At 53.8% G+C, this 22,364-nt stretch carries 27 protein-coding genes; 13 read left to right on the top strand and 14 right to left on the bottom strand.

Annotated features, from left to right (window positions below):
• The first annotated feature begins 111 nt into the window (after positions 1–111).
• The 6 genes from pdxR to NBZ79_RS18305 all read left to right on the top strand — a co-directional run bounded on the left by pdxR (position 112) and on the right by NBZ79_RS18305 (position 6,106).
• Complete coding sequence (gene pdxR, locus NBZ79_RS18285; protein WP_251934095.1) at positions 112–1,620, top strand: MocR-like pyridoxine biosynthesis transcription factor PdxR; 1,509 nt, start codon at positions 112–114, stop codon at positions 1,618–1,620.
• Position 1,621: 1 nt separating this feature from the next.
• Positions 1,622–3,418 carry an extracellular solute-binding protein gene (locus NBZ79_RS18290; RefSeq protein WP_251934096.1) on the top strand — a complete coding sequence of 599 codons (1,797 nt, stop codon included), beginning with the start codon at positions 1,622–1,624 and terminating at the stop codon, positions 3,416–3,418.
• Between the two features lie 59 nt (positions 3,419–3,477).
• Positions 3,478–4,251, top strand: a complete 774-nt coding sequence (gene yaaA / locus NBZ79_RS18295; RefSeq protein WP_251934097.1) for a peroxide stress protein YaaA — start codon at positions 3,478–3,480, stop codon at positions 4,249–4,251.
• 87 nt (positions 4,252–4,338) lie between these two features.
• Positions 4,339–5,238 carry a hypothetical protein gene (locus NBZ79_RS18300; protein WP_251934098.1) on the top strand — a complete coding sequence of 300 codons (900 nt, stop codon included), beginning with the start codon at positions 4,339–4,341 and terminating at the stop codon, positions 5,236–5,238.
• Between the two features lie 404 nt (positions 5,239–5,642).
• The gene (locus tag NBZ79_RS19740) at positions 5,643–5,834 is read left to right on the top strand and encodes a BrnT family toxin (RefSeq protein ID WP_476749712.1); all 192 of its coding nucleotides are present in this window, start codon (positions 5,643–5,645) and stop codon (positions 5,832–5,834) included.
• Positions 5,831–6,106, top strand: a complete 276-nt coding sequence (locus NBZ79_RS18305) for a BrnA antitoxin family protein (RefSeq protein ID WP_251934099.1) — start codon at positions 5,831–5,833, stop codon at positions 6,104–6,106. Before NBZ79_RS19740 ends, NBZ79_RS18305 begins: the two co-directional genes overlap by 4 nt.
• A gap of 260 nt (positions 6,107–6,366) precedes the next feature.
• Here the strand turns inward: NBZ79_RS18305 and NBZ79_RS18310 are convergent, their stop codons facing one another.
• Complete coding sequence (locus tag NBZ79_RS18310) at positions 6,367–6,714, bottom strand: DOPA 4,5-dioxygenase family protein (RefSeq protein WP_251934100.1); 348 nt, start codon at positions 6,712–6,714, stop codon at positions 6,367–6,369.
• A gap of 124 nt (positions 6,715–6,838) precedes the next feature.
• Here NBZ79_RS18310 and NBZ79_RS18315 point away from each other — a divergent pair, with 124 nt between their 5' ends.
• A complete protein-coding gene (locus NBZ79_RS18315) occupies positions 6,839–7,771 on the top strand; it encodes a LysR family transcriptional regulator (RefSeq protein WP_251934101.1) in 933 nt (310 codons plus the stop codon).
• Between the two features lie 166 nt (positions 7,772–7,937).
• On the opposite strand, the gene NBZ79_RS18320 is transcribed toward NBZ79_RS18315, so the two are convergent.
• Both NBZ79_RS18320 and NBZ79_RS18325 read right to left on the bottom strand, forming a co-directional pair.
• On the bottom strand, positions 7,938–8,423 hold the full coding sequence (locus tag NBZ79_RS18320; protein WP_251934102.1) for a GNAT family N-acetyltransferase: 486 nt from the start codon (positions 8,421–8,423) through the stop codon (positions 7,938–7,940).
• A gap of 63 nt (positions 8,424–8,486) precedes the next feature.
• Positions 8,487–9,089 (bottom strand): TetR/AcrR family transcriptional regulator, encoded by a 603-nt coding sequence (locus NBZ79_RS18325; protein ID WP_251934103.1) that lies wholly within the window; start codon positions 9,087–9,089, stop codon positions 8,487–8,489.
• A gap of 91 nt (positions 9,090–9,180) precedes the next feature.
• Between NBZ79_RS18325 and NBZ79_RS18330 the strand changes: the two genes are divergently transcribed.
• Together NBZ79_RS18330 and NBZ79_RS18335 are read left to right on the top strand one after the other, a co-directional pair.
• The gene (locus NBZ79_RS18330) at positions 9,181–9,396 is read left to right on the top strand and encodes a hypothetical protein (RefSeq protein ID WP_251934104.1); all 216 of its coding nucleotides are present in this window, start codon (positions 9,181–9,183) and stop codon (positions 9,394–9,396) included.
• Entirely contained in the window at positions 9,386–10,261 is an 876-nt protein-coding gene (locus NBZ79_RS18335; RefSeq protein WP_251934105.1) for a sterol desaturase family protein, read from the top strand. Before NBZ79_RS18330 ends, NBZ79_RS18335 begins: the two co-directional genes overlap by 11 nt.
• Here NBZ79_RS18335 and NBZ79_RS18340 read toward each other — a convergent pair.
• Positions 10,249–11,004, bottom strand: a complete 756-nt coding sequence (locus NBZ79_RS18340) for a class I SAM-dependent methyltransferase (RefSeq protein WP_251934106.1) — start codon at positions 11,002–11,004, stop codon at positions 10,249–10,251. The genes NBZ79_RS18335 and NBZ79_RS18340 overlap by 13 nt on opposite strands.
• Before the next feature lie 27 nt (positions 11,005–11,031).
• Entirely contained in the window at positions 11,032–11,430 is a 399-nt protein-coding gene (locus NBZ79_RS18345; protein ID WP_251934107.1) for a MerR family transcriptional regulator, read from the bottom strand.
• A gap of 61 nt (positions 11,431–11,491) precedes the next feature.
• On the opposite strand from NBZ79_RS18345, the gene merF reads away from it, so the two are divergent.
• Positions 11,492–11,704 carry a mercury resistance system transport protein MerF gene (gene merF, locus NBZ79_RS18350; protein ID WP_251934108.1) on the top strand — a complete coding sequence of 71 codons (213 nt, stop codon included), beginning with the start codon at positions 11,492–11,494 and terminating at the stop codon, positions 11,702–11,704.
• Positions 11,674–11,910, top strand: coding sequence for a GDCCVxC domain-containing (seleno)protein (locus tag NBZ79_RS18355; protein ID WP_251934109.1), 237 nt, complete (start codon positions 11,674–11,676; stop codon positions 11,908–11,910). Before merF ends, NBZ79_RS18355 begins: the two co-directional genes overlap by 31 nt.
• Positions 11,911–11,956: 46 nt before the next feature.
• On the opposite strand, the gene NBZ79_RS18360 is transcribed toward NBZ79_RS18355, so the two are convergent.
• From NBZ79_RS18360 to argH, 5 genes are read right to left on the bottom strand one after another with little or no spacing between them, the layout of a single operon-like run.
• Positions 11,957–12,952, bottom strand: a complete 996-nt coding sequence (locus tag NBZ79_RS18360; protein ID WP_251934110.1) for a glycosyl transferase family protein — start codon at positions 12,950–12,952, stop codon at positions 11,957–11,959.
• A gap of 24 nt (positions 12,953–12,976) precedes the next feature.
• Positions 12,977–15,466: a TIGR02302 family protein gene (locus tag NBZ79_RS18365; RefSeq protein ID WP_251934111.1), complete on the bottom strand. Its 2,490-nt coding sequence runs from the start codon at positions 15,464–15,466 to the stop codon at positions 12,977–12,979.
• 11 nt (positions 15,467–15,477) lie between these two features.
• Entirely contained in the window at positions 15,478–16,743 is a 1,266-nt protein-coding gene (gene lysA, locus NBZ79_RS18370) for a diaminopimelate decarboxylase (protein WP_251934112.1), read from the bottom strand.
• Between the two features lie 27 nt (positions 16,744–16,770).
• Positions 16,771–16,896 (bottom strand): lipoprotein, encoded by a 126-nt coding sequence (locus NBZ79_RS19580; RefSeq protein ID WP_256470248.1) that lies wholly within the window; start codon positions 16,894–16,896, stop codon positions 16,771–16,773.
• Positions 16,893–18,290, bottom strand: a complete 1,398-nt coding sequence (gene argH / locus NBZ79_RS18375) for an argininosuccinate lyase (protein WP_251934113.1) — start codon at positions 18,288–18,290, stop codon at positions 16,893–16,895. The genes NBZ79_RS19580 and argH overlap by 4 nt, the downstream gene beginning before the upstream one ends.
• 41 nt (positions 18,291–18,331) lie before the next feature.
• Here argH and NBZ79_RS18380 point away from each other — a divergent pair, with 41 nt between their 5' ends.
• Positions 18,332–18,901 carry a TlpA family protein disulfide reductase gene (locus tag NBZ79_RS18380; RefSeq protein WP_251934114.1) on the top strand — a complete coding sequence of 190 codons (570 nt, stop codon included), beginning with the start codon at positions 18,332–18,334 and terminating at the stop codon, positions 18,899–18,901.
• Here NBZ79_RS18380 and NBZ79_RS18385 read toward each other — a convergent pair.
• The 4 genes from NBZ79_RS18385 to NBZ79_RS18400 all read right to left on the bottom strand — a co-directional run bounded on the left by NBZ79_RS18385 (position 18,896) and on the right by NBZ79_RS18400 (position 21,439).
• Positions 18,896–19,219, bottom strand: coding sequence for a hypothetical protein (locus NBZ79_RS18385; RefSeq protein WP_251934115.1), 324 nt, complete (start codon positions 19,217–19,219; stop codon positions 18,896–18,898). The genes NBZ79_RS18380 and NBZ79_RS18385 overlap by 6 nt on opposite strands.
• Positions 19,216–19,800, bottom strand: a complete 585-nt coding sequence (locus tag NBZ79_RS18390; protein WP_251934116.1) for a TetR/AcrR family transcriptional regulator — start codon at positions 19,798–19,800, stop codon at positions 19,216–19,218. Before NBZ79_RS18390 ends, NBZ79_RS18385 begins: the two co-directional genes overlap by 4 nt.
• A 63-nt stretch (positions 19,801–19,863) precedes the next feature.
• Positions 19,864–20,712, bottom strand: coding sequence for an SDR family oxidoreductase (locus NBZ79_RS18395; RefSeq protein WP_251934117.1), 849 nt, complete (start codon positions 20,710–20,712; stop codon positions 19,864–19,866).
• Positions 20,713–20,719: 7 nt separating this feature from the next.
• Positions 20,720–21,439, bottom strand: coding sequence for an SIMPL domain-containing protein (locus tag NBZ79_RS18400; RefSeq protein WP_251934118.1), 720 nt, complete (start codon positions 21,437–21,439; stop codon positions 20,720–20,722).
• Between the two features lie 142 nt (positions 21,440–21,581).
• Here NBZ79_RS18400 and NBZ79_RS18405 point away from each other — a divergent pair, with 142 nt between their 5' ends.
• On the top strand, positions 21,582–22,364 hold the full coding sequence (locus tag NBZ79_RS18405; RefSeq protein WP_251934119.1) for a tetratricopeptide repeat protein: 783 nt from the start codon (positions 21,582–21,584) through the stop codon (positions 22,362–22,364).

A 22,364-nucleotide genomic window follows, 5' to 3' on the forward strand; every position in this document is an offset into this window, starting at 1 on the left:
TTTGGCAAGTCATGTTGGGACAAAAAACCGTGAAAGAGTGCCGGACAGGTCAAAATACCTATGGCATTGGCCCCTTAAATACGCGATAAACTGTAAAGGAAAAGAACCAATTTGGATACCAGCTTTATGCCCTACCGGCTCAAGAACGCCCAGTTACAGACAATTTCTCTGGAGACGGACAGTGCAACGCCATTGCATCAACAGCTTTTCCTGAGCCTGCGCCAGGCCATATTGGAGGGCCGGCTGAAACCCCATACCCAGCTCCCCTCCAGCCGGGTGCTGGCAAAGGAACTGGGCATTTCCCGCAATACGGTGCTGACCGCCTATGACCAGCTGACCGCCGAAGGCTATCTGGTCAGTCGTGTCGGGGCCGGGTCCTATGTGTCCGACCAGCTGCCCGATAACCTGCTGGAACGGCATGGTCAGGGGCCCGTATCGACATTGAATAAACGCGAGGTCTATCTGTCGAAAATGGCCCAGCCCTTTCAGGACAAGCCGTTGCTGGAGCAATATCGCGGCTTGCCTTTTTCACCGGGGCTGCCCGCCCTTGAGGAATTTCCGTTTGAGGACTGGGCGCGATTGCTGGCCCGTCACTGGCGCCGTCCGAAGCGGGAATTCCTTGTGGATAATCCCATTGCCGGGGCCCGGGTGTTGCGCGAGGCAATTGCCAATCACCTGGGGCAAACCCGGGCCGTGCGCTGTCATGCCGATCAGGTGATTATCCTGTCCGGCTCGCAGCAGGCGATCCATCTGGTGGTCCGCGCCTTTGCCGAACCCGGCGATCCCATCTGGATGGAGGAGCCGGGCTATCCGGGCATTCGCGACGCCATCATCGCCGCCGGGGCCACCCCCGTCTCGGTCCCTGTCGACGGGGAAGGCTTTCGCCTCGACCGGGCCAAATCCCTGGCAGCAAATGCCCGCCTCGCCTGTATTTCCCCGTCCCATCAATATCCGCTGGGCCAGACCATGTCCCTGGGCCGCCGGCTGGAACTGCTGGACTGGGCCAAGACCGAGGGCCGGTTTATCCTCGAAGATGATTATGACAGCGAGTACCGCTATGCCGGGCGCCCCTTATCGTCCTTGCAGGGTCTGGATGAGGATAACCGGGTCCTCTATGTGGGCACCATGAGCAAGGTCATGTTTTCCGGCTTGCGCATGGGCTATATGGTGGTGCCCGAAGATCTCGTGGATATCTTTCTGGCGCTGCGCCGCAATATCGACAGCCACTCCCCGTCGGTTGCCGAAGCGGCGCTGGCCGATTTTATCACCGAGGGGTATCTTGGCGGTCATATCCGGCGCATGCGGCTGCTGTATGAGCATCGGCAAAACTGCCTGCTGGATCTGCTGAACGACAAGCTGGGTGATATCCTGACTGTCAGGGCACAGGACTCCGGCATGCATCTGGTCGCCTATCTGCCCGCAACCATTCCCGATATAAAGGTACAGGCCGCCGCCCGGGAAAAAGGCATGCTGGTGCGCGCCCTGTCGAGTTTTTATTTCCAGCCGACGTCCCGGAACGGACTTATTTTAGGCTTCGCTGGCACATCGGAAAAAGAAATGCCACAATTGGTCGATACGCTTCGCCAGATTATCCTGAGTTTATCAACATCGTTGGATTAACATGCGCCCATTCCTGATTTCCCTGCTGATCCCTTTTGCCTTATTCGCCGCCGCCCTGCCGGTGACGGGGGCCGAAAAACTTCATGCCCTGGCCATGCATGGCGCCCCCAAATACCCGGCCGGTTTCCCTCATTTCGACTATGTCAATCCCGATGCGCCCCGCGGCGGCACCTTGCGACTGGGCCGGATCGGCAGTTTTGATAGCGTGCATCCCTTTATCCTCAAGGGGGTCAAGCCGGAGGGCTGGCGCAATACCTTCCAGCCGCTGATGACCCGCTCAAAGGACGAGCCCTTTACGCTCTATGCCAACCTGGCGGAAACCATTGAAATCGCCGAGGATCGCAGCTGGATCATTTTCAACATCAACCCGAAAGCCAGATTCTCGAACGGCGATCCGGTCACCGCGGAAGATGTGCTGTTTTCCTATGAAACCCTGCGCGACAAGGGGCGGCCCAATGTGCGGACTTATTACAAGAAAGCCACCGAGGTTGCCCTCACCGGGCCGCTCAGCATAAAATTCACCTTCGGCGAAGAAGAGGGCAGATGGGAGATGCCGCTGATCATGGGCTTGATGAGTGTGATCTCGAAAGCCGAGTTCGAGAGCCGGGATTTCGAGAAAACCAGCTTGTCGCCCTTTATCGGCTCCGGCCCGTATATTTTCGACAAGGTCGAACCGGGCCGCCGCGTCAGCTATAAACGCAACCCGGATTTCTGGGGCTGGGATCTGCCGCAGAACAAGGGCCGGCATAATTTCGATACCCTCATTTACGACTATTTCCGCGATGACGGCGTGGCGCTGGAAGCCTTCAAGGCGCATACGCTGGATGCCCGCTTTGAAAGCGATGCGGGCAAATGGATCGACGCCTACAGCGCCCGCAGCGGCAGCAATGAAAGCTTTGTCAAAACCGAGCCGAAATTGCAGATCCCGGCGCCCATGCTGGCCATGGTGTTCAATACCCGGCGCGACAAGTTCGCCGATCGCCGGGTGCGCATCGCCCTGACCCAGGCGTTTGATTTCGAATGGGTCAATGCCAATATCCTGCAAAGCGTCTATAAACGCACGGACAGCTTCTTCGAGAACTCCTCACTGGCGTCAAAAGGCCCCATTTCCAGTGCGGAACGGGAGCTGTTGTCGCCCTTTGCCGAGGAACTGCCGACAGATGTGTTTGACAGCGAGTTTTCCCTGCCGGTCACGGACGGGTCGGGCCGCAACCGCCAGAATCTCAGAACGGCGCGCAAACTTCTGGCAGAGGCCGGTTGGGAGATTGAGGACGGGACCCTGCGCAGCACGGCAACAGGGGAGGCCTTCACCATCGAGTTCCTGGTCAATAACAACGACTATGTAAAGCTTATCGCACCGTTCCAGAAAAACCTGCAGACCCTGGGCATCACCACCAATATCCGCCAGTCCGATACAGCCAGCTACCAGAACCGCCTCAATGACTATGACTTTGACATGATCATCAATAGCTGGGGACAGTCGCTGTCGCCGGGCAATGAGCAGGCCTTTTACTGGAGCCGCACCGCCGCCGAGACGCCCGGTACCCGCAATTATCCGGCCATCCGGCTGGCCGCTGTCGATGAAATGATTGCGCTGATCGCCTCGGCCAAGACCCGCGAGCAGCTGGAAAATGCCACCCTCGCCCTCGATCGCATGTTGCTCTGGGGCTATTATGTTATCCCGCTCTATCACACGGACAGCCAGTGGTTCGCCCATTGGCCGGAAATCAGGCTGCCGCCTTCTCCCTCTTTCTGGGGGACCAGTGCCGATCTTTGGTGGCATGAGGCGGTTGACTAACGGCCCTATATTGGCCATATCATAAGGACGTTTATTCCCCTAAGAGGTTTATATCCACCATGCTTGCCGTCATTTCGCCTGCCAAGAAACTTGATTTTGATCGGACCGATGTGCCGGACAGTTTTACCCAATCGGAATTTCTCGGCCAGACCAAAAAGCTGATGGTCCGCGGGCGGAAACTGTCGGTGGGTGACTTGAAGGGGCTGATGAATATCAGCGACGATCTGGGCGAGCTGAACCGCCAGCGGTTCAAGGCCATGAAACTGCCCTTCACCCCGGACAATGCCAAACAGGCCGCCTATGCCTTTAACGGCGATACCTATGCGGGGCTGCAGGCCTCAACCTTCGATGACGCCGATTTAAGCTATGCCCAGGATCATTTGCGCATCCTCTCCGGCTTGTATGGCCTGATTCGCCCCCTCGACCTGATCCAGCCTTACCGGCTTGAAATGGGCATCAAGCTGGATACGGACCGGGGCAAGGATCTGTATCAGTTCTGGGGCGACCGGCTGTCCCGCAAAATATCAAATCTGCTGAAAGCGCATGAAACGCCGCTGCTGATCAATCTCGCCTCCAGCGAATATTTCAAGGCGGTAAAACGGAAAAGCCTGAAAGCCGAGGTGCTGACACCGGTGTTCAAGGAAATCAAGGGCAATGAGGCCAAGGTCATCGGCTTCTCGGCCAAGCGGGCGCGCGGCATGATGGCCCGCTATATGATCGCCAACCGCATCGACCAACCGGACGGCCTCAAGGATTTCAACGAAGAAGGCTACAGCTTCCAGCCCGGCCTGTCGTCAGAGTCCGAATATGTCTTTACGCGGGTGATCAACTAGGGCGATTACCTTGCTGTACTGCTTCAGATAGATTACCTTGCTGTAACTTACAGTCCATTACAATGTAATTTACGATAATGATCTACAATGTCTGAAGAAGCACTCGCAAAAAATAACGATTATGAGAGTCAATGGTATGAACAAGATATACCAATTCGCGGATGTCATCTCTCGTTTTCACAGATAAAAAATGCCTATCGAGAGCTTAGTGTACTTACAAAAAGTGAAGGAGAGAAAATTGTTGATAAGCTAGATAAGTTAGAAGGCGAAAGTGAAGAGGAATTCACCAAGCGCAAAGAATTCCTAAAGCTTGATGCATTTAAGGTGACTGTTTCTATTGTAGGTTTCGATGGTCAAACTGTATACGGCGAAACAGAAACTGTTTTCGACTCTAGTAATTTACCCATTCCGATCAAAACTATTTTCTTCACAAATGAAACATCCTACCGCCGCAATGCAAATCGGACTTTACCAAATAATCGATTTTCTTTTTGGATTAATTTTGACAAACCGCCCTTATTTGACCCAAACCCACTTGTATCAAGTCCGACGCACAACGATAGCAAAGCAGAGATAAAAGCAGAAGATGTTATCTTTTTTCGCGCCGTTCAAAATATTTTAAGCGAAAAACTCAGTTCAAATAAAAAATGGTACTCATTCGTTCACGAGAAATTTGCCTATGACGCAGGCGTTTGGTTAATTGCTATTCCATATGCTCTCTACTGGATAACAATATACTCAGATTCTTTCTTTCGCTCAGATGACAATTTAGCTTCTTTCCGCATTGCTTTCTATATTTATGCTTCAGGATTGTCGCTACTTTTCTACCGAGGTTTGTTCTCTTACATCAAGTGGGCCTTTCCAGTGAATATTTTGGAAGAGAACAAAGACCACGCGACCCGACACCGTCTCTTACTTGGAGCGATAATGCTCGGCCTAATCGTTTCTGGAGTAAACTCAATGATCAAAACTTTTGCTGGGTTTTAGTGGTCAAAAAATTGGATGGAAAGCATCATTCCGTAACAACAATACGCCAACCGCATCGACCAACCGGACGGCCTCAAGGATTTTTCCGAAGAAGGCTACAGCTTCCAGCCCGGCCTGTCGTCAGGGTCCGAATATGTATTTACGCGGGTGATTAATTAGGGCCCGCCCGCGACTACATGACAACCTTGGCTGGAAATGTTTTGTGGATCAGCTGATACCGCTCCTGGGAATTATTCTTACTCTTCTATTTCCCAAAAATATGATTAATTGTAACTACAAAAAATATTGACTTTTCCATTAAATGTAGTTACATTAAGTCCGTAGATGCGGAGAATGATACACTGTTTGAGTGGGATGAGAAAAAGAGCCAGCAAAACAAAGCAGTTCGCGGCTTTGATTTTTCGATTGTTGAACAATTTGATTTCGACACCGCCTTGACAATTTTGGACAATCGCAAAGATTATGGAGAAATTCGTTTCCGCTCAACCGGTCGTATCGAGGGTAAATTATTTTCCGTTACTTGGACAGCCAGAGGTAAAAATATACGGATCATCAGCGTCCGCCGGGCACATAAAAAGGAGTGTAGAGGATCATGACAGATAAAAAGAAAGTGGATCCATTTATGGTGGATGACGACAATCCAGAATGGACCGAGCAGGATATTAAAAATGCGCGGCCGGGACGTGAGATTTTCAAAGAGCTCGGAATGACCGCCCCCAAACCAAAGATCGGTCGTCCAAAACTGACTCACCCGAAAAAACAGGTCACGGTGCGCCTTGATGCCGATGTCATCGCGCGCCTTAAAGAGGATGGCGGGAAGTGGCAGACAAAACTGAATGACACCTTACGCTTGGCATTGAAACTTTAAAGGACAAATGTGGTTGGAATTGCAGAAGCTTTGGCGGCGGTGCAGGGCGCGACATGATCACCAACCAACCGGACGGCCTCAAGGATTTTTCCGAAGAAGGCTACAGCTTCCAGCCCGGCCTGTCGTCAGGGTCCGAATATGTATTTACGCGGGTGATTAACTAGGACGCTCAATCTCTCTTTTGTGTCATATGCCGCCTCCAGAGTTGACCGAGACCGCCTTAACGGTCCCCGCCAGTTTTTCCTTTTTTACGGTATCGATCAAGTCCAACCATCCAGGTTGAGGGGCAGGACGCTTCCAAGCCACAGGGGATAATCCCCATGATCTGCCAGATCATTCTCGGTTAAGGGATGTACCATCATGTTTAGGCGGTTTTGATTTAGCATTACCCATGGCATTACCTCGGCGAACTCACTCGCTGGAAAACTCGCAACAAACATTGGTCGTTGATGCGTCTCACTTAGATTTACTTCTTCAAACAATCGGCTGATCTTGATTTTGAACTTTTGACTCATCGCCTCCTTCAACGCGATAGCCTTCAATTTACTCTCTGTGTCGTGAAAATAAACATGTACGTGATATCCTGAAATAATCTCTTTATCTAACATGGCTCTTACCTCGAATTCATATCGGCTTGGAATTGTTCCGCCGTGTCCAGGATAAATACTATGTCCAATATTGATGATAAATGGTCTTATTGACGTTATACTATCAACATAGTATTGATAATTAATGGATACTATTGAGGGAATGCGGACCTTTCTGGCGGTCGTCAATGACGGGTCATTTGTTGGTGGCGCACGGAAACTGATGATATCGCCGGCGTTGGCCAGCAAGTATGTCGGAGAACTGGAACATCGGCTTGGTGTGCGTTTGCTAAACCGTACCACCCGTTCTTTGAGTGTTACCGAACTTGGTGAGGAGTATGTCGATCGCTGTCGCCATGTTCTCGCATCATTTGATGAAATGGAAAATGTCACAAGTGCCGGCAGCAAGGAACCACAAGGTGACCTGAAGCTTACGGCACCTGCGGCCTTCGCAGAACGCTATCTGATACGGGCGATTGCTGCCTTTCGACGGAAATATCCCGGAATTAGCGTCGATTTGGATATTAGTGATCAACAAGTGGATCTGGTGTCACAGGGGATTGATCTGGCAATTCGCGATGGGGCTCTCGACGATTCCAGTTTGGTCTGCAAACGATTGTTGCCAGCCTCCAATGTCATTTGCGCAACGCCAGAATATCTAGCGGAAAATGGCACGCCAACGCATCCGCTGGAATTGGAGAACCACGCCTGTATTCTGGATGCAAATATGGGTAATAGAAACTATTGGCCGATGAATATTGAGGGTCGTCAACAAAATATTCCGGTTTCGGGTGGGTTTGCAGCGAACAGCCTGAACGCCATCCATGCCTATGTTCTGGCGAGCACCGGGATTGCCAAGCTGCCTGCATATTGCGTGGGTGATGATTTGAAAGCTGGCCGACTCGAGGAAGTTTTAAGAGCCTACGCCACATCGCATCAGGCAATATATGCGATATACCCGCACAGTAAATATTTACCAAATAAAGTCCGGCACTTTATCGATTTTCTAGGGCCATGGTTTAAACTTGACAGCTCCTTCAGTACCAGCCTCCAGTTACCCGCCAATTCGATGGGCTGAATTGCCTGTGAATGCCAGTTAAGGGTTAAGCCTGGTTCCTGGTATACCCTCTTTGAAAGGGCCAATTCGAGACAATCCACAAGAGGCCGGACAGTCGGCCTGTCGGCTTGTTCAGCTGTTCGCCCGGGTATTGGGTTGGACCCCTCACAATCGGTTTGCATGGGTCTCACAACGGCGATAGTTTCTTGACCGCTTTCCAGAAATCCAACCGTTGTCCGTCGCCGAGATCGCGGGACATTTCCTCCGTGACCACATAACCGAGGCCTTCGTAAAAGCGCCGGGAGGGCAGGGAAATATCGAGCCGGGATTGGGTAACACCGGCATCAATGGCGGCGTTTTCCAGGGCGGTCATGAGCATCTTGCCACGCCCCCCCTTCTGTAGTCCCGGATCAACAAAGACGGCAAAGATAGTATCGTCAACGGTGCTGCCCGTGCCGACAAGCGTTCCGTTCTCCTCCATGACCAGCACGGTTCCGGAACTGCACCGATCGAGAATTTTCTGTTGGGAGTGGAAGGATTTGAAAAACTCGACCGCCCTCGGCGGATAAACCTCGGCATAGCTGGTATCGATAACATGGTGGATAAGCCGTGTTAGGCGCGCAAGGTCGCGTTTCTCAAAAGGGCGAAGAGTTATGTCACTTGGCGGGCTCATATGGAAATTCTAACACAGGGAGCAGGACTGAAAAAGCCGGGCAAGGACAGATGTGACCGGCCTCTATCCGTCGCGGCTGGGTGACAGCATTCTGAAGATCATGTCGTGCAGGGTCTTGCGGGCTTTTTTGGATGGCTTTCGTCCCGTCAGGCCAGCACGCATACCCAGACCCTCTATGGCATCCAGAATCAGGTCCACGCTTTCCTCGATATGAAGTCCGGATCGCATGATCCCTTGCGAGTTACCCCGGATAATGGTCGCGGACAGGACATCCATAAGCCGCTGGCGGTTCACGTCAAACTGTTTGGCAATTGCGGGGTTTCGAATGGCTTCAGCCGTAATATCGATTGTCAGGACGGCATTCTCCGTGCTCGACACATAGTCAAGATAGCCATCGACGAATCTGGCTATGGCTGTTCCGGGATCTTCGCTTATATCCAGTTCCGTCGCAAATTGCTCAAGATCCATCCCGTCCAGCCGGGCAATCTCGGCAATAAGCGCGTCCTTGCCCGGAAAATGATTATATAGATTGCCAAGGCTGACATTCGCCTGTTCGGCGATGTCGCGGATGCCGGTCTGGTGGATGCCCTTTCTGATAAAACAGATCACCGCCGCCTCCACGATCAAGGCGCGCCGCTCTTCTTTTGCCTTCTTACGTGTGTTCATTATTTTGTCCTACCTCTTGCACCGGGCTCTGTATATAGCTATATAATGAACAATCGTTCGTTCATCAATAGATAACAGACAGGAAAATGTGATGAAACTGCAGAAATACTGGTATCTCGGTTTCCTCGGCCTTATCGGGCTGTACAAGCTGCCGGTGTTATGGGCGGCTTTCACCGGTGCCGGGCATTGGGGTGATTTCCTCAATATTCTATGGCTGTACTGGTTTTTCTGCTTTGTGCCGGAGCGCAAACCGGAGGGACAAGAGCAGGACAAGTTCGACACTCCAGAGGTTTCCCATGACAATTGAACATGTGGTCTCGCTTTTTGAAACCCACCCCATAATGATCGGTGTGGTGATGCTGTTCGTCATAAATCTCTGCCTCACGGGAATTGAAATCGCTCTTGATCTGTTGACGAAGAAACAACGGCGATGGAAAGATACCGCAGCAAATTGTGCCCTTTTTATTTTTCAGCAAGTGATTGAAAGAACCGCACTCGCCTCGCTCGGGTTTGTGGCGTTGCTGCCGTTTTTCATTTTCACACCCCTGCAGATCCCGATGAACCTATGGACCTGGATCCTGGCCCTGCTGGCGGCCGACCTGAGTTATTACTGGATGCATCGGGTCGAGCATCAAATCCGCCTCCTCTGGGCGAGCCATAGCGTGCATCATAGTTCGCAGGACTATAACCTGACCGTCGGCTTTCGGCTGAGCTTTGTGGACGGGCTTTTTGAATGGGCATTTCTGGTGCCGATGATTTTGCTCGGCTTCAATCCTTTTCAGGCGATCGTTGCCCTTGTGCTCGTCGCCCAGTACCAGCACTGGATACATACGGAGCGTGTGGGCAAGCTGGGCTGGCTGGATGCGCTGTTCAACACGCCGTCAAACCACCGGGTTCATCATGGCTCGAACTCCCGATATCTGGATAAAAACTATGGCGGGATCCTGATGATCTGGGACAGGATGTTCGGCACGTTCGAACGGGAGGATGAAAAGGTCGTGTACGGCCTGACCCGCAATATCAGAACCAATAACCCGGTCAGGATTATCTTCACAGAGTTTGGCGACATATGGCGCGACATACGGAAATGCCGAACTGCGCGGGACAGGCTTAAGATTATCTTCGGCGGTCTGTCCTGGCGACCGGATTATTTCACCGATCAGAAAGACTGAGGCCGAACAGTCTCGTCAGCCGTGATCAGGCGATAGCCGCAATCAAGCGCGTCAAGAGGGATCAGGCTGGCGTATCGTTCTTCCCAGGCGCCGCTTTTCAGGTCTTTTTCAAGCCTGTTCAAGCCGTCCGATACGTCGCCTATGGCCCAGAAAGAAGACATGGCGGCCCGCACCCGCTCCTCCAGATACGCCGCCGGACGCCGCCAGTAGCCTGCCAGGAAACCGTCGGTACAGTCATGGGGAATGGGCATCGGTGTAATCGTCACATTGTCCAGCCAGTTCCCATAGTCGGTCAGCGGCGGCATTTGCCCCTCATCCAGTGTCACCAGCGCCGGGAAGTAATCGGCCAGCCAGAAGCCGCGAAAGGCCGGGTCATATGTCAGGAAAACAATCCTGCCCCGGGCGACACGGCGCATCTCCCGGACGCCCTTCTCCTTGTCAGACCAGTGATGAATGGTCAGCACGGCCATGGCGGCATCGAAGGAATTATCGCCAAACGGCAGGTCCTCTGCACTGGCCTGAAACACCGAAGCGGTTGACAAAGGGCGCTGCGCGATCATCTCGGCGGAGGGTTCAACCGCCGTGACCTGGCGGTTCTCCGGCTCGTACGACCCGGCCCCCGCGCCCACATTCAGAACCGTTTGCGCCGCGCCCAGGGCGTCGTCAATCTTGCGGGAAATGCGGGCATCCGGTTGCCGCAGCCGCGCGTAATTCAGGCCAATTGTATCGTATAAATCATTCATGTCTTTCGATCCCCTGTAGCGGTTTGCCTATGTGGCATAGAGGGCTTCAATGATCGGGCAATCAGGCACCTCGGGCCCCCGGCATTCCGCCACCATCTTTTCAAGGACGCGTTCGAGCTTTCTCAAATCAGTTATTTTCTGCCGAACGTCCCTTAAATGGTCTTCCGTGACGGATTTAACCTCTGAACAGCTGGGGTTGCCACCATCCACAAGGGTCAGCAAGAGGCGTATTTCGTCAATGGAAAAGCCCAATTGACGGCACCGGACAATCAGGAACAAACGCTTTACCTGTTCGGTCCCATATTGCCGATGACCCCCCGCCGTCCTGCCGGTCCGGGTCATAAGTCCGATTTTCTCGTAATAGCGGATGGTTTCGATATTGCATCCGGTGAGATGGGAGAGGGCCCCGATCCCCAAAGCTTTCATGGGAATAATTCCTTAAATTAATGCTTGTATCTGTAGTGACTACAGATTGTAACATGAGGACATGACGAATAAAAAGCTCTTCAATATTGGCCTTGCCGGAACGGTGATCACCGCCCTTTGCTGTTTCACACCTGTGCTGGTGATCCTCTTGGGGGCTGTCGGATTGTCAGCGCTTGTTGGCCTGCTGGATTACATCCTCTTGCCTGGGCTGGCCGTATTTGTGGCGATTACAGGATATGCATTATGGAAAAGACGACGCCAGACACCCCAGTAGAGATCATCCCCGTCTCGACCCTGACCTGCCCGGAATGCGGCCATTCGGAAAGTGAAACCATGCCCACCGATGCCTGTCAGTGGTTTTATGATTGCAAAGGATGCGGCGTCGTTCTGAAACCGCTGGCCGGCGACTGCTGCGTCTATTGTTCCTACGGCACGGTCGCCTGCCCGCCCATACAGGAGGGTGATTCCTGTTGTAGCTAGCAGGATACCTTTTCCTAATACCGCTGCCACCTAAAACCGCTGCCACCTAAAACCGTTGTTTGTCCCGCGCCTGCCACAAATGCCGGGCTTGTTTTTCCGCCGCGTCAATGGTCAGCGCGGGTTCCAGTTGTTTCAGGGCAAAGGCGACCGTACCGATGATGGCCAGTTCCGGCACGGGTAAGTCCAGCTCGCCCTGCCACATCCGCAACAACTCTGCCGGATCGAGATTTTCTTCCCGCCATTTATACACCGATTGCCCGGTCATTGCCGGCCATTCCTGCACCACAGCCTCGCCTGCCACCAGCGCGTCGACCAGCACCGGCTTCATGGGATTGCGCTGCACTTCACCGCCGCCGCCCTTGAAAATCATGCTGTTCTGCTGCGCGAGATGCCGGACGGTGTCCAGATGCAGCGGCTTGTAAGGCGGATGGAATACGCCCTGCATTTGATGGGGGGCGCGGAACGGGTTGAGGTCGCGGCCAAAGGTATTCACCGCCGTGCGCACACCGAGCAGGGGGCGCAGCTCGAACAGGGACTGCAGGGCCGGGCAAAAATTTTCCAGCCCCACATAGACCAGATTATCCGATCCGAACGCCGCCGCCGCTGAGGCCAAGCTGGTGGCTTGCGGAATGTTGAAGACGGACAGTCCGGGCCGTGTCGGCGCATAACCGTCCTCATACCCGGCGATCCCATGCATCAGGATCCTGACACCCTGATCGGCCAGCAGGCGCGCCGCCAGAATAAACCAGGGCTGCTGCCTGTGACGATCGGCATAGGACGGCCAGTCCAGTTCAATTTCGGCGGTGACCCCCGGATCAAGAAAGCAGTCGCGGGCGGCGGCAACCATGCCGGCCAGTTCCTCCCCGGTTTCCCCGGTGCGCCTCAGCAACAATAAAAAAGCGCCGATTTGCAACGGATCAGCCTGACCGTCCAAAATCATGCCCATGGCGGCCCGGGCTTCCTCAAAGGTTAAATGCCGCCACATTTTCGGGCCCTTGCCCAGAATGCGCACATACTCGGCGAACGGATGGTCAGATGTCATAATTCAATACTGTTCCGGAAAATCTTAAAAAAAATCGAGCAGGCGCTTCAGATACTCCCGCTCCAGCACACCGCGTGACGGATCGGACAGGCGCCGCTGTACTTCACTGCGAATGGAGCGGGTCTTGTTGAAGGCATCGGTTGCGCCTTCCAGCGCGCCGGTATCCATGCCGCGCCCCTGACTACCCTCCTGCTGCCCGGGCTGCCGGCCGAGCGGGTCCCGGCCCTGTCCCTGCTGCATACCCGTGGAAGGCCCGCCTTGCCCCTGACCGTTTTCCATCATTTGCTGGGCCATGGCTTCGGCGCCTTGTCGCATATTCTCCAGCGCCTCGCCTTCGGATTGCTGGGCGCCCTTGCCCTGCCCCTGTTCCAGTGATTTACGGGCCTCATTCATGGATCGCTCCGCCCGGCCAAGGCTTTGCGGGATTTCGCCTTTCTCCCCAAGGCGGCCCATCAAATCACCCAGCATCTGACGCAGGGCTTCCTGGCCCGTGGCCAATCCCTCCAGTCCGTTTTTACCCTGTCCACCCGATTGGCCGGGGTTCTGGGATTGCTGTTGTTGGCCATCTTGCTGTTGCTGGCCGTTTTGCTGCTCCTGCGACTGGCGGAAGGTTTCATCGAGCAGTTCCTGCTGCCGGCGCATCAAATCACCGAGCTCATTGAGCATCTGCTGCTGGGCTTGCTGGCTTTGTGACGGCTGGCCCCGTTGCGCGTTTTGCAAATTCTCCATGATATCCTGCAACTCGCTGAGCAATTGCCGGGCCGCGTCCCGGGCCCCGTTGCGGGCAAACTGGTCGATTTTATCCAGCAAATTCTGCAGGCCGTCGCGATTGACGGTCCGTTGATCGCTGTTTGGATCGGCCGGTGATTGCGACGCCGTATCCTGTTGCTGGGCTGCCAGGGCTTCCAGGAAATTGTCCATGGCCGTTCGCAGCTCATCAACCAGCGCCTTGATCTCGGCATCGCTGGCGTCGTTATTGAGGGCTTCCATCAAGGCCTGTTCCGCCGCACGAAGCGCCGCTTCGGCCATGGAAAGATCGCCGTTTTCCAGCCGTAACGCCGTATCCCAAAGCAAATCAACCACGTCATCTATGGCCTGCTGATCACCGCCATGGGTCAACAGGGACTGGGCCGTCGACAGCAGCATGATGGCGACATAATCATCATTGAGCGCTTCGGGTATCAGTGAGATGGCAGCAAGTGCAATAATGGCATTTGGCTTGTTAAGGTCCGGATCGGCCACCAGATTACGGCGCTGCTCAATCAGCGCCTTGGCAATCGGATGGGTAAAGATCCGCTCCGGCAGGACCATGACCGTCACCTCGGACTGGCCTTTCTGACCAAGCTGGTCCTCGGCCAGCAGGACAAGCTCGACATCCAGCCCCGCCCAGGGATGAGCGGTCAAGTCATGATAGCTTTTGCCGACCACTTGCGACGTGCCGCGGCCCGGCGCCGGTAAATTCAGCGTAATTTTTTCATCGGAATTACGGCGGCTGATTTCGGCACCAATCTGGCTGATCCCATAATCATCGGTCGCCCGATACTGCAGGTGAAAGGCGGACCGCTCGGTTACCTGTGGCGGCACCAGCAGGGATATGGTTGGCAGCTCATCTTCAATAACGTTCAGGTCCCATCGCGCTGCGATATCCCCGTCCTTTTCAATTTTCAGCTCGCCCGTTGTCGTAAAAGTCGTTTCAAACTCGAAATTGCGGGAATCAAGCCTGTCAAAGTCCTGCCGTTCCGTTCCCTGCACCAGGCTCGGCGTCCCCTCTTTTCCGCCAAATACCCGGGCGACAAAAGTACTGCCGGTTGGCACCACATAGGACAAAGCCGGACCCTCATCAAGGGTGGTTTCATCAACTTTCAAAAGGATCGGCGCCTGCCCTGTATAATGGGGCGGAGTGATCCAGGCGGTCACCTCGACCTTGGGTGTCGGTGTGCCGAGCGACGGGGTAAAGCCCGCGACCAATCGATCTGCGGCCAGAGGTCCGGCAACAACAAATGCCAGAAAGACCAGCAGGATCACCAGCGCCCGGATGCCATAGGTATCTTCAAGCCCCATATCCAGCTTGGGAAACCCAGCGCGAACGCCTCTAACGCTTTTGCGAAGGGTCTTTTGATGGATCCGCCACATCCGGCTGGACGCCGTATTGTTGAAATTCTCCGCCGCCGACGTATCGCCGAGAGATTGCAATGGCCGGTGTCTGAGGTGATTACGCCGCTCCAGATAGGCGAGCGCCCGCGGGCGTGTCGGTAGGACAAAGGACCGGATCGCACTATACAGACTATAGCCGGCAGCGCCAACAAACAGGCACAGCGCCAAGACATGCAAGAAATCGCCGGTAAAGGACCAAAGATCCAGCAGCGACAAGGCGATCAGCAAACCGGCAAGGCAAAAGAATATACGGCCATGCCGCCAGATACCCTCAACGAGCAGATTAAGGCGTGCCGCCAGAACCCGCGTCTCAAAGGCTAAACCGTATCCCCCTTCATCCCTATCAGTCCGCCGCCGCATTCATCCTCTTTTCAGCTCTGCTGCCAAGATGGCATAATATCAAGTTTCAATATCTCATCTAAGCTCGGCCGGGCCCGGATCACCGCATATTGATCCCCTTTCACCAGCACTTCGGGGACCAGCGGCCGTGTATTATAGGTCGAGGCCATCACCGCACCATAGGCACCAGCACTTCGAAAGGCGACGAGATCCCCATCTTCTAGATAGGGCATGTCTCTCTGCCGGGCAAATGTGTCGCCGCTTTCGCACACAGGGCCGACCACATCAGCCGGGGCATAGTCAGCCTTTTTCTGATCCTCCCGGAGGGGATCAATCTGATGATATCCATCATACATGGCCGGGCGGATCAGATCGTTCATGGCCGCATCGAGAATAACAAATTTGCGCTCTGTGGCCTGTTTTACGTAAATCACCTCAGACACCAGAACCCCGGCATTGCCGACAATCAGGCGGCCGGGCTCAAAAATCACCTGACAGCCAAGATTGCCGATGGCCTCCAGCGCAACAGTGGCATAAGCCGCCGGTTCAGGCGGTATATCCGCATCATACGGGATGCCCAGACCGCCGCCTAAATCGACCCGGCTGATATCATGCCCTTCTGCGCGCAATTGCTGGACCAGCTCACGGACCCGGTTAAAGGCGTTCTTGTAGGGCTCAAGATCGGTTAGCTGCGATCCAATATGAACATCAACCCCAACGATCTCGATGCCCGGCAACGCCGCCGCTTCCCGGTAAATACGCGACACGTCCTGCCAGGGAACCCCGAATTTGTTCTCCGCCTTGCCTGTGGAAATCTTCGCATGGGTTTTCGCGTCCACATCCGGGTTCACCCGAAAAGTGATGGGCGCCGTTTTACCCATGGACTGGGCCACCTCACTCAGCATCCTGACTTCAGGCTCGGATTCAACATTAAACTGATGAATACCCACCTCCAGGGCATAGCGCATTTCAGACGGTGTTTTGCCAACGCCGGAGAAGACAATTTTCTCAGCCGGGATGCCGGCTTCCAAGGCCCGGCGCAATTCACCTTCGGACACCACATCCGCGCCGGAGCCAAGCTCCGCCAATGTCCGGATAACCGCCAGATTGGAGTTTGCCTTCAAGGCATAACAGACCAAGGAGTTCACACCATCAAATGCCCCTGAGAAAACCTTATAATGGCGTTCCAATGTGGCAGAAGAATAACAATAAAAAGGCGTTCCCACCTTTTCGGCAATCGCACGAAGGGCAACATCCTCGGCGTATAATTCGCCGTTTTTGTAACTAAAATGATCCATTATTCACAACGATTCCGGGCGCTGCCCTTAACTTTTACTTTTTTCGGTTTTCTCGCTATCGGGGACATATTTCGGCGGATTTTTAATCCCGCACGCGCTGACGACGCTCCCGACAAACAACAAGACAAGCAATGTGGTAATGACGCGTTTCATGATTTCGTCCCGTTCGCCAGTTTATCTTTCCAGGCAGCAATTTGTTCGCGGACCCGCATTGGCGCTGTCCCACCATAGCTCATCCGGCTGGCAACGGAATTCTGCACACCCAATACGGCAAATACACCATCGGTGATTGTTGGCTCAATGGTCTGCATTTGTGCCAGGCTCAAATCTTCCAGCCCGCAACCGTTATCCTCGGCCAGCTTGACCAACGCCCCGGTCACATGATGGGCATTTCGAAAGGGCATATCCAGCTGCTGAACCAGCCAGTCGGCAAGATCCGTTGCTGTTGTAAATCCGGCGCCGGAGGCAGCTGTCATCACCTCACCATTGACCTTGATATCGCGGATCATTCCGCTCATGGCGGCAAGGCAAAGCTGCAGATTGTCGGCCGCATCGAAGACCGGCTCCTTATCTTCCTGCATATCCTTGCCATAGGTCATTGGCAGCCCTTTCATCATCATCAGAAGGCTGGTAAAGGCTCCGGCACTCCGCCCGGCCTTGCCCCGGATCAATTCGGCAGCATCGGGATTTTTCTTTTGCGGCATGATCGAGGAGCCGGTGGAAAAGCTGTCGGAGCATTCAACAAAGCGAAACTGGGCACTGGACCAGATAACAATTTCCTCTGCCAGGCGGGAAAGATGCATGGAGCATATGGAGGCAAAGCCCAGAAATTCCAGTGCAAAATCACGATCTGCAACACCATCCAGTGAATTGGCCGTCGGCCGGTCAAAGCCAAGTTCCCCGGCCGTCATCTCCCGGTCAATGGGAAAGGATGTCCCCGCCAGCGCTGCGGACCCCAATGGACTTTCATTCATCCGGGACCGGGCATCCGCAAGGCGGCTCCGGTCGCGACCGAACATCTCGACATAAGCCAGCATATGATGGCCAAAAGTCACAGGCTGTGCCGCCTGCAAATGGGTAAAGCCGGGCATCACCGTATCAGCCTCAGCCGCCGCCTGGTCCAGCAGGGCCTCCTGCAAGTCCCGCAGCTCACCTTCAAGATGATCCATGGTATCACGAACCCAAAGCCGGAAATCCGTGGCAACCTGATCATTCCGTGACCGGGCCGTATGCAAGCGGCCGGCGGCATCGCCGATCAAGTCGCGCAACCGCGCCTCCACATGCATATGGATGTCTTCCAATGCCGGGTCGGTTTTAAAATTGCCGGCCTCAATCTCACGAAGAATTGTTTGCAATCCCTCCTGTATTTTAACGCCATCCGCCTTAGATATAATATTCTGGGCAATCAACATATTGGAATGGGCCATTGAACCCATTATATCTTGGGCATAGAGCCGACGGTCAAAATCAATGGAGGCATTGATCCGTTCCATAATTTCAGCGGGGCCTTTGGCAAATCTGCCACCCCAAAGCTCGTTTGCGCTCATCGTTGGGCTCACTTTGTAACAATTGGACTGTATTTAACCTTATGACCAGACATCTTAAATTCTTCAGCTTTCTGATCTTGCTTACATTTACTAGCCTTGGGGCAGGGACATCAACCGCTTTCTCTGAAAATCTTTCGGACTTTTTAACCGGCGAGATGAAGAATTTCGCCCCTTATGATGAACCACGGCCGTTCAAGGACTTCAGTTTTACCAATGCTGCCGGTGAAGAAGAGAAGCTCTCGGACTATCGGGGCAAGGTTATTCTGCTCAATTTCTGGGCAACCTGGTGCGCCCCTTGTCGCAAGGAAATGCCCGGTTTGGACCGCTTGCAGGCGGAAATGGGCGGCGATGATTTCCAGGTACTTGCCGTCGGTCAGGACCTGCAGGGCATGAAAAAAGTGACGAGCTTTTTCGAACGCCTGGGCCTGGAGCATCTGGCCCCGCTCAATGATAAAACCGTAAAATCCGGTCGGGCAGCTGGTGTCTTCGGCCTTCCGGCCACAATCCTGCTCACCCGCGATGGCAAGGAAGTCGGCCGTTTAATTGGCCCGGCAGAATGGGATGAGCCAGAATCAAAAGCATTGATCCAGCATATTATCTCAGGGTCATGAGTTCGGCGGTGGGGGTCCTTTGCGGCGGCGGCTCAGCAGATACAGACGGAAAAGCCGTTCCACCAACCAGCTTCCGAGGAAATAAAGAATAATGCTGGCAACTGTCACCATCATCAAGTCAAAGGCGAGACCAAAATCCTGTTCCGCATATCCGATATAAAACTGAAAGCCGAGAATAGACAGAAACCCGGCCGCGGCGACAATGGAAACGAAAAGCCTTGCTTTCCCATCTGTCCATGGAATTGCCATCAAGCATAAGAAAGAGCAGGCTTGAAACGCGGCACCCCACAGATGGAGGCCAAAGCCTTCTTCGCTCATTCGGCGTTCAGAACGGTCAGGGCAACGTCAACCATGGGCCGGAGCACAGCCTCATCGGGGTTGACTTTGCCAATGACCCGGATGCCCTGCATGACACCAATAAAGAAGGACGCGAGACTTTCCGCACTGCGTGTGGACTTAAACGTTCCTGATTTTTGACCGCGGGCAATCAGGTCTGTCAGGCCAACTTCCATTTCCTCAAAGAAGACACGAATTCGCTCTGCGCATTCATCATCCCGCGAGGAGCGTTCAACCGCCGAATTGGTCATAAAGCAACCACGACGCGCCGGATCCGACACCTGCTTCTGCATAAATAGATACAGGAACTTTGTCAGTATTTCACGAGGATCGCCCTCTTTGCGAAAGCTTTCCAGGCGCAGTTGGGAGTTCGAGCTATATTGATCCAGGGCTTCCAAGAACAAACTATGCTTGTCGCCGAATGTATCGTAAAGGCTGCCGCGATTGATCCCCATGCAATCGACAAGCTCTTGAACCGACGTGGCTTCATAGCCCTTCATCCAGAAAGCCTGCATGGCTTTCTCCAAGGCATCGTCACGATTAAAGCATTTGGTTCTCGGCATTCTACTTAGGGTCCGTTCATACGAAATCTGTCACTATCTGCCTTGTTATATACGCATTTCACGCTAAAGCAAAGCGGTCAGCCCTTCTCTGTATGTAGGGTATTTAAGTTGAATCCCAAGCTCTGATTTTATCTTCGCGTTACTCACCCGCTTACTGTCCGCATAAAAGCTTCGGGCCATCGGGCTGAGGTCGGCGGTCTCGAAGTCCTGTAACGGTGGGGGCGCAACACCAAGAAGCTCTGCCGCATAGGCCACCACTTCCTCCGGCGGGGTTGGGGCATCGTCGGCAATATTGTAAATACTGCCGGGACAAGGCTTATTCATGGAGGCTGACAAAATCGCAACCAAGTCAGACACATGAATGCGTGAAAATACCTGTCCGGGCTTGGAAATACGCCGTGCCTTGCCCTTTTTCAAGGAGACGAGCTGATTGCGGCCCGGCCCGTAAATACCTGGCAAGCGAAAGATATGAACCGGCAAGCCAAATTCATCATATTGACGGAGCCAGGATTTTTCCGCATCCACCCGCCGCTGACCCCGAGGCCCTGTGGGATTATACGAACTGCTTTCATCGACCCAACCCCCGTCGAGATTGCCATAGACACCGGTTGTCGACAAATAACCAATCCATTGCAGTGACGGCAACGCCCGGATCTGTTCCGCCATCACGTCAAAAACCGGATCACCGGCATCGTCAGGAGGGACAGACAACAGGATATGCGTCACGTCTTTCGCCCGCTCCGTAAAATTCTCAACCGGACAATCGCGCCGGAATGGAACGGTTGAGAGGGTGTCTTGTGGCCCGTCCGCTGTTGGCGATCGCCCTGTTCCCGTGATCTGCCATTCCGGATAGTCACGGGCAAATGTTCGCGCGGTAAAACCTAATCCAAAACAAAATAATCGGCGGGTCATGAAATTCCTATTTTTGCAAGGCTTGCTCTGTTCGTCCCAGAACAACATGAGCCGAGACCGTCTGCTTCACAGATACCAGCAATTGAGCGCTGGCGCCAGCGCCGCCACCATCCGCCGCAGATTTTACCATCATGGTTTGTGCGCGCGCGTTTTCCATGTGCATAACGGGACGCTGTTGGACAAAATCAACCGTTCGGACATGATAGTCCTGGCCCGGCATGGCTGTATTCAGGCGCGCCGCTTCCGCCACGGCCAAGGCATAGACTTCCGCCCGCAACTGCGACCGCAGGGTTTCAAATTCGGCCAGAGAGGGCGTAAAATCAACATTTGAAATACCGACTTTGTACCCGGGATTGCTCGCCTCTTTTGCCCGATCTTGCAAGCCTGCGATGTTTTTCTCCTGAATTCGGGCTTCTGCGGTCACATACCATCTGTTCAGCCCCGTTTGATCCAGCCTTTGGCTGGAGGACGTGATCCGCCAATCAACTCCCTTTGCCAATGCCTCGAGGGAGGCATTAATTTTTGTTTTCAGGGCATCCGCCGTTTCTTCCTGCTGGACAAGGTCGACATATACGGAGACCCGTGCCGTGTCCGTCTTTACCCAGCCTTCTGTCGTCAGATTAACCATCACTTGATCCTGAACCGGATATTGCTGTCGCATCGTCTCTGCCGAGGCAAGGGGTATGAGGCTCAGAAAGGCAATGCTCGCTATAACAAATCTATTCATTATCGGTCTCCGTCTATTTATTGGACATAGCCTTCGCATCTATGTCCCAATCTCGTCCAAACTAAGGCAGGGCCATATTGAAAAGTTTGTTGCCCCTCTTCATCCTATTGATGCCATGATTAAATGGCTATATGACCCAAGGATGTCTAATTTTAAAGCAATGAGCCGGATATACTACATTTGCCTTTTGTCAATCATCTTGGCGGCAAGCGATATCACCCATGGTAATGCACAAGAGCGGGATGAACAGGCTGAATATAAGTCCTGTTTAACGCTAATAGCGCGGGAGCCGGAAATGGCCTTTGAATCCGCTCTGGCCTGGCGGGACAAAGGCGGCGGATTTCCCGCGCGACATTGCGCTGCTCTCGCTCTGATGGAGATGAAAAAATACCGAATTGCAGCTCCTCTCCTTGAAGAACTGGCGGAGGATTTACGTGACTCCGGCTCACCTCTAGTGGTTGCCGTTTTGGGACAGGCTGCCAACGCCTGGCTGCTTGCGGAAAAATATCCTCGTGCCCTGGCTGTTGCAAGTGCTGCGCTCGAGTTTGAGCCCAAGAATATAGAGTTGCGCATTGATCGCGCCCGTATTTATGCACAAACCAACGATTTCAATGCGGCGTTTGATGATCTGGATTATGCATTGAAAATCGATCCAACAAGATCCGATGCCCTTGTCTTTCGCGGCGCTGCATGGCGGCAGTTGGGGAATAACGAGCGGGCCATGGAAGATATCGACCTTGCCTTGTCCCTGACGCCCGACTTACTGGCGGGTCTTGTGGAACGTGGTATTCTTTTTCGACTGAGCGGCAAGGACAATCTGGCGCGGGCAGATTGGCTTAAGGTCCTCAATCTCTCGCCGTACAGTGCCGCCGCCGAGACAGCGCGCATAAACCTGGAAAAACTGGACGTCAATATAAACGACTAG

Source organism: Sneathiella marina, assembly GCF_023746535.1.
GTDB lineage: Bacteria > Pseudomonadota > Alphaproteobacteria > Sneathiellales > Sneathiellaceae > Sneathiella > Sneathiella marina.